Origin of the sequence: Rhodococcus sp. ACPA1, assembly GCF_002300195.1 — a bacterium.
In the GTDB taxonomy this organism is placed as follows: domain Bacteria; phylum Actinomycetota; class Actinomycetes; order Mycobacteriales; family Mycobacteriaceae; genus Rhodococcus_F; species Rhodococcus_F opacus.
The window spans coordinates 873648-888867 of record NZ_NSDX01000001.1 but is presented as its reverse complement, the minus strand read 5'-3'; the positions used below and the strand labels follow the sequence as shown (position 1 = coordinate 888867).

At 69.4% G+C, this 15220-nt stretch carries 1 protein-coding gene (running past one end of the window); it reads right to left on the bottom strand.

The genetic code is table 11. The features are described 5' to 3' along the window. On the bottom strand, positions 1-15220 hold the start of the coding sequence (locus CJ177_RS03795) for a non-ribosomal peptide synthase/polyketide synthase (RefSeq protein ID WP_373560031.1). It extends 18506 nt beyond the left edge of the window; the window shows 15220 of its 33726 coding nt (coding positions 1-15220); the start codon lies at positions 15218-15220; its stop codon lies beyond the left edge, outside the window.

Below are 15220 nucleotides of genomic sequence, written 5' to 3'. Positions count from 1 at the left end.
GGTCGGCCGGGAGGTCGAGGACCTCCGGTGCATCGCCGAGCGCGTGCGTCCAGTACGCGATCTGCTTGCCCGCGAGCGACTCCGAGTCGTCCTCGGAGCCGAGGAGATTCCGCTGCCACAGGGCGAAGTCCGGGTACTGCACGGGCAGCGGTGAGAAGCTGGGCTCCTCCCCCTGCACGCGAGCGCCATAGGCGCCGAACAGGTCCCGCGCGAGCGGGGCCATCGACGAACCGTCCGCCGAGATGTGGTGGACCACGACCACGAGGACGTGGTCGCGTTCCCCGAGCTCGAAAAGGGCGGCGCGAACCGGCACGTCGGCGGTGACGTCGAAGCCTGCCGACGCCAGCGCGACGACCCGTTCCCGCAATTCCTGCTCGTCGGCCACGCGGACGACGTCGAGCTCGGACTTCGTGTCGGAAGCGGACAGGACGACCTGGTAGGGGCCGTCGACGGAATCCGGGTACACCGTGCGCAGCGATTCGTGCCGGGCAACGACGTCCGCGATCGCCGAGCGCAGCGCGTCGACGTCCAGTGCGCCGGTGAGCCGCAGCGCCAACGGGATGTTGTACTCGGCCGATTCGGGATCGAACCTGTTGGCGTACCACATCCGCTGCTGTGCCAGCGACAGCGGCAGCCGGTCCGGACGCGGTCCGGCGGTGACCGGCGGACGCGCGCCGCCGTCCACACCGAGCTCTTCCAGCCTGCGGGCCAGCTGCGCCACCGTGGGAGCCTCGAAGATCTCCCGCACCGGAGCGTCGACGCCGACGGCCTCGTTGATCCGCGCCATCACGCGGGTGGCGGCGAGCGAGTTTCCGCCGAGCGTGAAGAAGGAGTCGTCGGCACCGACCACGTCGACACCGAGCACCTCCGCGAACACCGCGGCCACCCGCTGTTCGAGAGCGGTTCCCGCGGCACGGAACTCACGGTCCTCCGCCAGGAACTCGGGCTCGGGCAGGGCGCGGCGGTCGAGCTTGCCCACCGGGGTGAGCGGGATGGCGTCGAGGGTCACGATCGTCGACGGCACCATGTGCGTGGGCACGAACTCGCCCACGAAGTCCAGCATCCCGGTGACGTCCACCTCGGCGCCCGGCACCGGGAGCACGTACGACACGAGGACCGAATCCCCGGACGGTCCGGGCAGCACGGACGTCGTGGCGAAGTCGACGGCGGGGTGCTTGGCGAGCACCGCGTCGATCTCGCCGAGTTCGATGCGGAATCCGCGAACCTTCACCTGCTGGTCCGAGCGGCCGACGTAGTCGACGGTCAGCGCGCCGTCCGCGTCCTTCGTCCAGCGCACGACGTCGCCGGTGCGGTACATCCGGTCGCCCGGCTCACCGTACGGGTTCGCGACGAAGCGTCCCGCGGTCAGCGGCGTGCGCCGGTGGTAGCCACGGGCGAGTCCGAGACCCGACAGATAGAGGTCACCTGCGATACCGACCGGAACGGGGCGGAGCCGATCGTCGAGGACCAGCGCGCTGGTGCCGCGGATCGGACCACCGATCGTGACCGGGCCGTCGGCGGCCATCGGGTCGCTGATGTTGGTCATGATCGTGGTCTCGGTGGGACCGTATCCGTTGAACAGCGAACGTCCGGGTGCCCAGCGCGCCGCGAGTTCCGCCGGGACGGCCTCGCCGCCGGCGACGACGAACTGGAAGTCGTCGAGCCCGGACGGATCCACGGACGCCAGCGCCGAAGGCGTGACGAAGCCGTGCGTGACGCGGTGCTCACGCAGGAACTGCGCGAACTCGGGTCCGCCGTACACGTCGGTGGGAGCGATCACCATGGTGGCGCCGGCGCCGACCGCGAGCAGCAGCTCGAGGACGGACGCGTCGAAACTCGGCGACGCGAAGTGCAGCGTCCGGGAGTCCGTCGTCACCTGGTAACGCTCACGCTGTTCGGCCGCGAAGTTGGCGAGACCCCGGTGGGTCACGACGACGCCCTTGGGCTGCCCAGTGGTGCCGGACGTGTAGATCACGTAGGCGCTGTTGGCCGGTGTCACCGCCGTGCGACGCTCCGCCTCCGCGACGGGGGCCGTGGAGTACCGCGCGGCGGCGTTCTCGAAGTCGTCGCTGTCGAGGACCAGCCAGTCGACGTCCGCCGGAAGCCGGCCGATCTCGGAGCTCACGGAAAGCCCGAGCGACACACCGGAATCGGTGACCATGTGAGTGATGCGCTCGTCCGGGTACCGGGGGTCGATCGGCACGTAGGCGCCGCCGCTCTTGGCGACGGCCCAGATGCCGACGATCGACGCGATCGAGCGGGTGATGCCGAGCCCGACGAACGTCTCCGCGCCGACTCCGCGCTCGATCAGGATGCGCGCCAGACGGTTCGAGCGCTCGTCCAGCTCGCGGTAGGTGATGCTCTCGCCGCCCGAGACGACCGCGTCACCGTCGGGATTCGCGGCGACGGCCGCGGACAGCAGTTCGACGAGAGTCGTGGGCGGGGTGCCCTCGATACCGCGGACCGGTGTCAGTTCCTGGGTCTCCTCGGCGTCGAGGATGGGGATGTCCCCTACCGCGACGTCCGTTCCGCCGCCTGCGACGGCGGCGAGGATCCGCACGAAACGGTTTGCGAAGCCCTGCACGGTCTCCGCGTCGAAGATCTCGGTGGCGAACCCGAGGACGCCGGTGATCCCGGTGGGCACGCCCTCGTCCGACCACAGTTCGCGCAGGTCGACGGTGAGGTCGAACTTGCTGAACTCGACGTCCACGGCACCGGGTGTCGCCTCCAGTCCGGCGAACTCGAGCGACGGGATGCCGTTGACCTGATGGGTCAGCACGACCTGGAACAGCGGCGAGTACGCCGTCGACCGGGTCGGCTTCAAGGCGTCCACCAACTGCTCGAAGGGGACGTCCTGATTACTGAACGCGGCGAGGTCCTGGGTGCGGACCTGCTCGAGCAGTTCGGCGAAGGACGTGCCGGGCTCGACCTCGGTCCGCAGCACCAGCGTGTTGACGAACATGCCGACGAGGTTCTCGAGCGCCTGGTCACCGCGACCCGCCACAGCGGTTCCGATGGCGATGTCGGTGCTCGAACTGAGCCGTGCCAGAAGCACGGACAGCGACGCGTGCAGCACCATGAACAACGACACGTTGTGTGCGCGCGCGACCTCACCGAGACGACGGTGGATGTCCTCGTCGACGGAGAAGCCGACGGAAGCACCTGCCATCGACCGCACCGTCGGGCGGGGCCGGTCGGTGGGGAGGGCCAGGACGTCGGGCACACCCGCGAGGGTCTTCGACCAGAAGTCGATCTGCGCCGCGGCCAGGGAATCGGGGTCGTCCTCGGAACCGAGCACGTCCCGCTGCCACAGCGCGTAGTCCGCGTACTGGACGGGCAGCGCCGGCCACGCGGGCTGCGTCCCGTCCAGATGGGCCGCGTAGGCCGTCATGACGTCGCGGGCCAGCGGCAGCGTGGACGCGCCGTCGGACGCGATGTGGTGCATGACCAGCACCAGGACGTGGTCGGTCGCGCCGAGCCGGAACAGGCGGGCCCGGACCGGGATCGTGTCGGTGACGTCGAAGCCGGTGGAACCGAATTCGAACATCCGGTTCCGCAGGTCCTCCTCGCGGACGTCGACCGGCTCGAGACCGAGGTCGATGCCGGCGGCGGGCAGGATCACCTGGTGCGCACCGGAATCGGAGTCCGGGAACACGGTCCGCAGCACCTCGTGCCTCGCGACGACGTCGGAGAGCGCCGCAGCCAGGGCGGCGACGTCCAACTCGCCGCGCAGTCGCACGGTGAGCGGAACGTTGTACGCCGGCGACGACGGATCGAAACGGTTGAGGAACCACATCCGCTGCTGCGCGAGCGACAGCGGCAACTCCCGGGGACGCTCGCCCGCGACCAGTGCGGGCCGCGTGGAGCCGTGATGGGCCCGGTCCTCGACGAGCTTCGCGAGGGTGGCGACGGTCGGAGCGTCGAACAGATCACGGATCCCGACCTCGGTGCCGGTCGCGGACGTGACGCGGGCAGCGACGCGGGTGGCGCTGAGCGAGTTGCCGCCCAGGTCGAAGAACGACTCGTCGACACTCACCCGCGTCGCGGAGATCACGTCACCGAAGATGCCGGCGACGACCTCCTCGAGCGGGGTGCGCGGTGCGACGAATTCGACCGTGCTCGTCGCGAAGATCGGCTCCGGGAGGGCTTTGCGGTCGACTTTGAGATTCGCGTTGAGCGGCATCTCGTCGAGCACCATCACCGTGTCCGGGATCATGTGCGACGGAAGCACGTGCCGCAGTCCGTCGAGCGTCGCATCGACGTCGAGTTCGGCGCCTGCGGTCGCGGTGACGTACGCGACGAGCCGGGGACCCTGCTCGCTGTCGTGGACAACCACCACCGACTTCTGCACCGCGTCGGTCGCGTTGAGTGCGGATTCGATCTCGCCGAGTTCGATCCGGAGACCGCGGATCTTCACCTGGAAGTCGCTGCGGCCCACGAACACGAGCCCGCCGTCGGCACGCTCGCGGACGAGGTCACCGGTCCGGTACATGCGGGCACCGGGCCCCTCGAACGGGTTCGCCACGAATCGTGACGCGGTGGTGCTGAACATGTTGCCGTACCCGCGGGCCAGGACCTGGCCGCCGATGTAGAGGTCACCGGTCACTCCCGGCGGCACGGGGCGCATCCGGCCGTCGAGCACGTGGTACCGGACACCGCGGAACGCGGCGCCGAACGGGACCGGCCACGACTCGGCATCCTCGGTGGAGAGGTCCAGTTCGTACGAGGAACAGGTGACCGATGCCTCGGTCGGGCCGTAGTTGTTGAGGAGGCGCGAGTCCGTGCCGATCAGCGCCGTGCAGGCTGCCGGCCGCAGCATCTCGCCGCCGAGGAGGACGACCTTCAGATTGGGCAGGACGCCGTCGGTATCCAGTTCGGTGAGGACCTCGAACGCACTGGGTGCCAGGTTCGTGATCTGGACTTCGCCCGTGCCGATCATGCGGAGAATCGGTCCCGGATCGAAGCCGTCGTCGGCGAGGTGGAGCACACCGCCGTACGCGAGACCCACCCAGATGTTCTTCTGGGTCTGGTCGAACAGCGGGGAGTTCGCGATCAGCAGTCCGGTGCCGTCCTTCACCCGGAGGTCGCACTGGTACGACTGATAGTTGTTGGACAGGCCCAGCATCGGCACCATCGTGGGCTTGGGCCGGCCGGTCGAGCCCGATGTCGAGATGACGTGTCCCAGGCGCGTGCCGGCATGCTCGTCCGACCACGGGTCGTGCGGGAAGTCGGTGTCGTCCAGCGATTCGAGGTGGCGCACCGTCTCGGGGTCGTCGAGCACGATCGGGTCGTCGAGGGCCGCGTTCCCGGTGGGTGCCTCGGTGAGCCCGCTCCAGGACCGGGTGGCCACCACGGTTCGCGTGCCGCTGTCTTCGACGAGGCCCGTGATCCGCTCGATTCCCCACTGCTGGTCGAACGGGGAGTACGCCGCGCCGACCTTCCAGGTGGCGAGCATCCCGATCACCCATTCGACCGAACGGGGGGTGAGGAGTGCGACGACGTCGTCCGGACGGACACCACGGGACAGCAGTTCGCGTGCGAGTTGGTTGGCCCGGCGGTTCAGTTCACCGCGGGTGGTCTCGACACCTCCCGCCACGACGGCGCGGGCCTGCGGGTCGCGCTCGACCCACTCCTGCCAGCGCGTGACGAAGAGTTCGAGCGGCCATCCCGACGTTTCGGCGACCTCCAGCTCCGGCGTCGCAACGATTTCCGGTGCGGGCGCGGCGATCTCGATGTCGCCGACCAGGGTGTGCGCGTCTGCGATGACCTGGTCGAGGATCGTGCCGAAGCCGTCCTGCCCGTCCTCGGACGGCGGGGCCATCATGATCGTGGGAACCAGACCGGACAGCACCACGGAGACGATCGCGTCCGGACCCATCCCCCGCTCCGACAGCGGCGCGGACATCAAGCGCAGCCGCTCGTCGAACTCGCGGTACGTCACCTGCATGCCGTCGTGGGCGACCGCGACGGCGTCGGGAGCGACCTCGACCGCAGCAGCCAGAAGCTGCGGCAGCTCGCGAACTGTCATCGTGCGGGCAGGTCGCGCTTGGCTCAACTTTGCTCTCTCGTGTCGGGTGAGAATGTCGATGTCGCCCACAGCGACACCGGGATCGGTGACGACGGCCTCGAGGATCCGGACGAACCGTTCGGAGATCCGTTCCGCGGTGCTCCGCTCGAACAGGTCGGTGGCGAACGTGAACCGGCCGCCGAGGCCCGCCGGTTCACCCGACTCGTCGGCCTTCTCGGTGATCGTCAACGTGAGGTCGTACTTGGCGCCCTGCGCCATGTCCTCGATGACGCTCACGGTCAGCCCGGGCAGTTCGAGCGCGTCCATCCGGTTGTTCTGGAACGACAGCATCACCTGGAACAGCGGCGAGTACGCCGCCGAGCGCCGGATCCGCAGTGCCTCCACGATCTTCTCGAACGGCACGTCGGAATTGCCGAACGCGGCCAGGTCGCCTTCGCGGACCCGTTCGACGAGACCGGCGAACGAATCCCCCGGCCGCACCTGGGTGCGCAGGACCAGGGTGTTGACGAACATGCCCACCAGGTCGTCGAGCGCCTGATCGCTGCGTGCGGCGAGCGGGGTGCCGACGGTGATGTCGTCGCTGTTGCTCAGCCGCGACAGCAGCGTCGTCAACGCCGCGTGCGTCACCATGAACAGCGAAGCACCGTGTTCCTTGCCGACCGCCTCGAGACCGCGCCGCAACTCGGGGGTGATCGCGAAGTCGATCGAATCGCCCCGCATCGACTGCCTGGCCGGGCGTGCGTGGTCCAGCGGAAGGTCGATCAGCTCGGGTGCCCCGGCGAGGGTGTCGGCCCAGTGAGCGATCTGCTTGCCCGCGAGCGACTGGGTGTCGGCTGGGTCGCCGAGGACTTCGCGCTGCCACAGCGCGAAGTCCGGGTACTGCACCGGCAGCGGCTGCCACAGCGGAGCGGCACCGGCGGTGCGCGCGCTGTACGCGACCATGACGTCGCGCGCGAGCGGCGACATCGACGCACCGTCGGCGCAGATGTGGTGCACGACGAGGACGAGCAGGAACTCGCTCTCGCTCGTGGCGAACAACCGGATACGCAGCGGGGGCGCGACCGTGACGTCGAATCCCTCGGTGGCGAATTCGGTGAGGGCCGTGTGGAGTTCGGCCTCGGTCACCGGGACGGGCGTCAGGTCGACGGGAACCTGCTCGGTGTCGACGACCTGCTGGTACGGGCCGTCGCCGGAGTCGGGGAAGACGGTCCGCAGAGACTCGTGCCGCGCGAGCACATCCGACACGGCCGACGACATCGCGTCGAAATCGAGCGAACCGGACAGACGCACGGCGAGCGGGATGTTGTACGCCGAGGACGCCGTGTCGAACCGGTTCATCAGCCACATGCTCTGCTGAGCCATCGACAGCGGAACACGCTCGGGGCGCGGTCCCGCGACGAGGACCGGCCGGTCGGAGCCGGTGCCGGCCTGCTCGGCCACCTTGACCGCGAGCCGTTCCACGGTCGGCGCCTCGAACAACTCGCGCACACCCAGACGGGTGCCCGCGGCAGCGTTGAGCCGGGCGACCGCCTTCGTCGCCACGAGCGAGTTGCCGCCGAGGTCGAAGAACGACTCGGCGACACTGATCTTCGCGAGCCCGAGCACGTCGGCGAGCACACCGGCGACCAGTTCCTCGGTGGACGTGCGCGGCTCGATCATCTCGCCCTGCAGGGCGTCGAAGTCGGGCTCGGGCAGAGCCCTCCGGTCGAGTTTGCCTGCGGTCGTGAGCGGGATCTCGTCGAGGACGACGACCGCGCTCGGCACCATGTGCGCCGGAAGTATGTCGCCGACGAAATGCGTCACCTCGGTCACGTCCACCGCGGCGCCCGCGGTCGGCAGCACATACGAGACGAGGGCGGTCGAACCCGACGGCATCGACGTGCCGAGGGTGGCCGCGAATTCGAGATCCGGGTGCTTGACCAGTGCCGCGTCGATCTCGCCGAGTTCGATCCGGAAACCACGGACCTTCACCTGGAAGTCGCTGCGGCCCACGTACTCCACGCCGTAACCGGCGCGGTGCCCGTGGTCGACGACGAACCGGACGATGTCGCCCGTGCGGTACATCCGGCTGCCGTTCTCGCCGAACGGGTTCGCGACGAAACGTTCGGCGGTGAGGCCGAGACGGTCGTGGTATCCACGGGCGAGACCGGGGCCTGCGACATACAACTCCCCCGCCACGCCGACGGGCACCGGGCGCAGCAGTTCGTCGAGAACGTAGACGGTGACACCGCAGACGGGACCGCCGATCTCGATCCGGCTCCCGGGCACCAGCAGGTTGCTGACGTTGCTCATGACGGTGGCCTCGGTGGGTCCGTAGCCGTTGAACATCCGGCGCCCCGGTGCCCAGCGTTCCACCAGTTCCGGCGGGCACGCCTCGCCGCCGACCACGACGACCTCGAGCCGGTCGAGTCCGGCCGGCTCCACCGATGCGAGCGCGGCGGGTGTGACGAAGGCGTGGGTGATTTCGTTGTCCGCGAGGAAGTTTCGGAGTTCCTCACCGCCGTACAGGTCGGCGGGGGCAACGACCATCGTCGCGCCGCAACCGAAGGCGAGCAGCAGCTCGAGGACGGACGCGTCGAAGCTCGGGGACGCGAAGTGCAGGGTCCGTGCCGACGGGCTCACCCCGTAATGGGTGCGCTGCTCGGCGGAGAAGTTGGCCAGCCCGGTGTGAGTGACGACGACACCCTTGGGCAGACCGGTGGTACCGGACGTGTAGATCATGTACGCCGGGTGGTCGAGCCGTACCGGCGCGGTCCGCTCGGAATCCGTCACCGGCTCCGCCGACTTCGGGGCGCACAGCGCGTCGCACTCGGACGAGTCCAGGGCGAGCCATTCGACGCCCGAGGGAAGGGTGTCCCGCTGAGCGGCCACGGTCAGGCCGAGGATCGCGCCGGAGTCGGCGACCATGTGTGCGATGCGCTCGGACGGGTAGCGGGGGTCGACGGGCACGAAGGTGCCGCCGGCCTTGGCCACTGCCCACGTTCCGATCACCGAGTGCATCGAGCGCGTCATCCCGAGCGCCACAGACGTTTCCGGCCCCACACCGCGATCGACGAGAACCCGGGCCAGTCGACTCGAGCGCGCGTCGAGTTCCGCGTAGGTGAGCGATTCGCCGTCCGCGACGAGAGCCGTGCGCTCGCCGTTCTCCGCCGCGGTCGCGGCGAGGATCTCCGGCAGCGACAGCGGTGCGGCGGCGTCGGTGCCGTGCGCCGCCAGCAGGGACGCGCGCTCGCCGGGAGCGAGGATGTCGATGTCCGCGACGACCGTGTCGACGTCCCCGGACAGCGCACCGAGCACGCGGACGACCCGCTCCATGATCTCCTCGACCTCGGCGGCGTCGAAGATCTCGGGAAGGAACTTGGCTGTCAGGTGCAGCCGCGGGTCGGTCATCGCGACGATCGCCAGCGGGTAGTGCGTGGCGTCGTTGGACGTCACGTCGAGAACTCGGAGACCCTCGATGTCGCTGTTCTTCGTGAGCGCCTCACGATCGAGCGGGTAGGACTCGTAGACCATCAGGGTGTCGAACAGCGCGCCGAGGCCGAGTCCCTGCTGGATGTCGGTGAGCCCGACGTGGTGGTGATCGAGCAGCTCGGTCTGCTCGTGCTGGATGCGGTCGAGCAGGGTGCGGACGGCGTCGCCGGCCCGGACGCGGACCCGCACCGGCAGAGTGTTGATGAAGAGCCCGAGCATGGACTCGATGCCGGGCACCTGCGGCGGACGGCCCGAGACGGTGGTGCCGAACACCACGTCGTCCCGCCCGGTCAGCCTGCCCAGCACGATTCCCCACGCGGCCTGCACGAGAGTGTTCATGGTGACGCCGAGTTCGCGCGAGCGCGCGGTCATGTCGGCGAGCAGGTCGTCCGGCAGATCGATCACGAGCTCACCGGGCGTGAGCGTCGGGGCGGTCTCCGCGTGCACGGGTGCGAGGAGGGTGGGCTCCTCGACACCGTGCAGGGCCTTCGTCCATGCGGCCACGGGCACCTGCGGGTCCTGCGCGGACAGCCACTCGAGGTAGCTGCGGTACGGACGGGGCTGCGGCAGTGCCAGCGCGTCGCCGTCCACCGCGTACAGGGTCAGCAGATCCTGGATGAGGATCGGCAGCGACCAGCCGTCGAGGAGGATGTGGTGGTTGGTGACGGCGAACCGGTAGCGGTCCTCGCCCGTCTCGACCAGCAGAAATCGCACGAGAGGCGGTGCGGTCATGTCGAACCGATCGGTTCGGTTCGCGAGCATCAGCGCATCGAGTTCCGCCTCACGGTCGGCGTCGGACGCGGCCGAGAGGTCGACGTGCGTCCACGGCACGTCGACTCGGTCGACGACTACCTGCATGCCGGTGCCGTCGTCGCCCGCGACGAACGCGGTGCGCAGGTTGGGGTGCCTCGCGACGAGCGACTCCGCGGCACGGCGGAGACGGTCGGTGTCGACGGATCCGCCCAGGTCCATGACGAGCTGGGTGGTGTACACGTCGGTGGCGGTACCGGCCAGCGACGCGTGGAACAGCAAGCCCACCTGCAGCGGGGCCAGCGACCAGACGTCGGCGAGCGCGGGATAGTCGCTCTCGAGGGTGTCGATCCGGCTCTGACTCAGCGAAACGAGGTCGAGGTCCGACGGCGTCCGGCCACCGGCTCCGGGCCGCCTCGTGTGCTCGACGAGCCCTTCGAGCGCGCGCGTCCACAGGCCGGTGAGCTCGCCGACCTCGGACTCGGTGAGAACACCCTGGGGGAAGTCGACGGTGGCCGAAAGTCGCTGTTCTCCTTCGACATCCACGATCATCGCGTTGATGTCGAGGGCGAAGTGCACCGGCATCTCGCTGTTGCGGGTACCGGTCAGCTCCATCGTGTCGGTGTCCGGCACCCAGCCCGCCGCCCGGAACCCGTCGGGGATCTCGCCCACCGACACGCGACCGAGGTAGTTGAAACTGATCTGCGGGCTCGGCAACGCCGCGAGAACCGCGCGGGTCTCGGCGTTGAGGAATCGCAGCATTCCGTAACCGATGCCGTGCTCGGGTACCCGTGCGAGTTGTTCCTTCACCGATTTGACGGCGTGACCTGCGGCCGCACCGCCGGCGATGGCATCGCGCACGTCGACGCCGGGCGCCGACAACCGGACCGGGAACATGCTGGTGAACCAGCCGACCGTGCGGGAGAGATCGGCGCCGGGCAGCACCGTCTCCTCGCGGCCGTGACCTTCGAGGTGCACGAGGGTCGAGGTCTCGGTGACGCCGCGTTCCGCGCGCCATGCAGCGACGGCCAGGGCGAGTGCGGTGAGGAGACCGTCGTTGACGCCGCCGTGGAATGCGCGCGGCACGTCGGTCAGCAGACCGTCGGTGACGTCGGCCGAGACCTCGAGGCGGACCCGGCCGGTGGTCGAGACCGTGTCGCGGCCGTCGAGGGCCCGCGAACCGATCAGCGGGTCCGCACCGTCGAGGGTGGTGCGCCAGTAATCGAGTTCGGCCACGCGGCGGGCGCTCCGGGCGTTGTCGGCGAGGCCGTGCGCCCAGCGGCGGACCGAGGTGCCGACCGCCGGGAGCAGTGGGTCCGCCCCGGCGGCGATCTGCGCCCACGCGGACGCGAAGTCGGGCACCAGCACTCGCCAGGACACCCCGTCCACGGCGAGGTGGTGGATCACGACGAGCAGTCGTCCCGACTGCGGGGCGCTCTCACCCTCCCCGCTGTCGCCGTCCTCGCCGTCCCGCGGTGCGATATCTCCGGAGTCCTCAGCGGGCGCGAACCAGACGAAACGCACCACGCTGCCGGTCGCCGGGTCCAACGTGTCCACCGTGCGCTCGAGGGCGTGCGCGGCCAGCGCCTCGAACGAGTCGGTGCCGGGTCCCTCGCTGAACTCGACTCGATCCACGAGCCGGTCGACGTCGACGGAGCCGATCGGTGCGACCTCCAGCGACCATCCGGCCGGAGAGTCGGTGCGGCGCAGCGACGAACGCAGAGCGTCGTGGCGATCGACGACGGCCGCCAGCGTGCGCACCAGGCGGTCGCGCTCCACCTTCGGCGGCAGGGCCAGGAGGATGGACTGGGAGAAGCGGTGGAAGTCGCCGCCCAGCTCCGTCATCCAGTGCACGACCGGTGTCAGCGGCATCGTGCCGATACCGGCGCCCGGCAGTTCCTCGAGGACGTGCACCGTCGCCGATTCGGATGCCGACTTCGCGACCTCGGCGAGCGAGGCCACGGTCTTGCGCTCGAAGACGTCGCGGGCCGTGAACAGGACACCGGCTTCCTTCGCGCGGGACACCAGCTGGATCGAGACGATGCTGTCCCCACCGAGCGCGAAGAACGAGTCGCCGACACTGACCCGCGGCAGACCGAGAACCTCGGCGAACAGTCCTGCGATCGACTCCTCCATGGTGCTGCGAGGGGCCACGTACTCACTGGCCTCCGCCGCGAACGTGGGTTCGGGCAAGGCCTTCCGGTCGAGCTTGCCGCTCGCGCCGACCGGCATCTCGGCGATCACCACGACGGCGTCGGGAACCATGTACGAGGGCACCGCACGGCCGACGTGGACGGTCAGATCCTCGACGTCCAGCGCCGAATCGGGTTCGGGGACGACGTAACCGACGAGCCGCTGTCCCAGGGAACTGTCGTGGACGACCGCAACCGACTGCGCCACATGGGGATACGAGGACATCGCGGCCTCGATCTCGCCCAGTTCGATGCGCAGGCCGCGCACCTTCACCTGGAAGTCGGTGCGACCGAGGTACTCGATGCTGCCGTCGACGCGCCACTTGACGAGGTCGCCGGTGCGGTACAGACGAGTTGCCGCGGCGCCGAAGGGATTGGCCACGAAGCGTTCTGCCGTGAGCTCCGGCCGGCCCTCGTAGCCGCGCGCGACCTGGGCGCCCGCGAGATAGAGCTCTCCCGCGGATCCGATGGGAGCGGGCCGGAGGTGGCCGTCGAGCACGTACGCCTCGGTGTTCCACACCGGGGTGCCGATGGGAATCGTGTGGAGGGTCTCCCGATCCACCTCGCCTGCGGTGGCGTGCACGGTGAACTCTGTGGGGCCGTACAGGTTGTGCAACCCGGCGTCGGACTTCTCGCGGAACGCTGCGGCGACGGCAGGCGGAAATGCCTCTCCCGCAACGAGAACGACGCGCAGGCTGACGAGTTGTTCGCGGTCCGCCTCGGCGACGAACACCGACAGCATCGACGGGACGAACGACGTCGCGGTGACGTTCTCGCGCGCGATCACGTCGGCGAGATAGGCGGGATCGCGATGCCCCTCGGGCGCGGCGATCACCAGGCGCGACCCGGAGGCGAGTGCGGCGAACAATTCCCACACCGACACGTCGAACGTCGTCGGGGTCTTCTGCAGCACCACATCGTCCGCATCGAGCCCGTAGCGCGACGCGATCCACGTGACCTGGTTCAGGACCGAAGCGTGGCTCACCGCCACACCCTTCGGACGTCCGGTGGACCCGGACGTGTAGATGACGTAGGCCGGGTTGGCCGGCCGCAGGTCGGCGGTCCGTTCGTCGTCGCGGATCGGGTCCGCCGGTACGCCGCTCAGATCCAGGGCGTCGACCTCCACGACATCCTGACCGGCGGGGAAGGCGAGGCCGTCCCGCGCGACCGTGAGGATGCACAGCGGGCGGGCGCTTTCGAGCACGTACGCCGTGCGCTCGGCGGGGTGGTCGGGGTCGAGCGGCACGTACGCGCCGCCCGCCTTGACGACGGCGTACATCGCGACCATGGAGTCGAGCGAGCGGCGGATCGCGAGCGCGACCTTCGTCTCCGGACCCACTCCCCTGCCGATCAACGTCCGGGCGAGACGGTTCACCCGCGCGTCGAACTCGGCGTACGTGAGCTCCTCGCCGTCGAAGACGAGTGCCGTCGCGTCGGGGGTGCGCCCGACCTGGGCGTCGAACAGGTCGACGACGGTTCCCGCCGGCGGCGACACGGCGTCGCCGTTCCACCCGGTCACGACCTGTCCGCGTTCCTCGTCGCTCATCGCGGCCAGGTCCGACACCGAAGCATCGTCGCCGGCGCCGAGGAAGCGCTCGAAGAAGTCGAAGAAGCGGCTGTGGTGACGGTCCAGCTCGTCCGCCGAGTACAGGTTGGGGTTGGCCTCGAAGTCGATGTGGATCTTGCTGCCCGCCACACCCTGGTAGATGTTCAGCGAAAGATCTTCGACCGGTCCGGTGGTGAGGACGTTCTGGTGTCCGGTGACCGTCCCCAGCTTGATCTCGCTGTGGAACATCATGATGTTGATCGAGGGACCGAAGAAGCCACGCTGCCCCTGGGGCGCTCCGGCGTCCCGGCGGATGTCCTCGTGCCGGTACCGCTGGCGGCGCAGGGCGCCGGTGAGCTCGATCTGGACGCTCTTGACCAGCTCGGGGACGGTCATCTCCGGGGTGATCTGGAGTCGGAGCGGAACGATGTTCGACACCATCCCGCCGGAGCGGCGCAACGTGGCGGTGGTACGCGCCGAGACCGGGAGGCTGAGGACGACATCCGTCCGGTCGGTCATGTGGGCCAGGTACGCGGCGAATGCGGCCACCACGATGGGTGCGGAACTGGCGTTACTGCCGCCGAGAGCCTCGTCGAGAAGGGTGGCGGTGGACTCGGGCAGCGCCTCGGAGGAGAGCCGCGCGAACTTGCCCACCATGGCCGCACGACCGGCGAGGCTCGGGGCCTCGGGCAGGTGCGCGGTGCGTTCGGCCCAGTATTCGCGATCCTTCGCGAACCGCTCGGAGTTGCGGTACCGCTGCTCGTCCTCGACGATCCGGACCAGGTCCTCGGCGCGGCAGGCCGGCGGCTCGGTGCCTTCGACCAGCGCGGTGTAGATCTCGGCGATGCGTGCAATCAGCGCCATCGCGCCGAAACCGTCGAGCGCGATGTGATGGATGCGGCAGAACCAGAAGTAGTGATTCTCCCCGACGTGGAGCAGGTAGACCACGACGAGGCGGTCCTCGAGGAGGTCGACGGGGGCGCTGTAGTTGGCCCGCATCCACTTCTCGGCGGCGTCGACGGAATCGTCCTCGGCGCGGAGGTCGACGTAGGTGATGGCGTCGTCGAGGGACTTGTCGACGTACTGGTAGGGCATCCCCTCGATCTCGACGAGGCGGAGGAAGCCGGAGCCGAACTCCCGGCCGGTACGGACCGTGGCCTCGGTCAGCAGGTCGAGGTCGATGTCACCGCGAAGCTCGATGTACTGGGCGATGGTGAGGGGAACGTCGCCCAT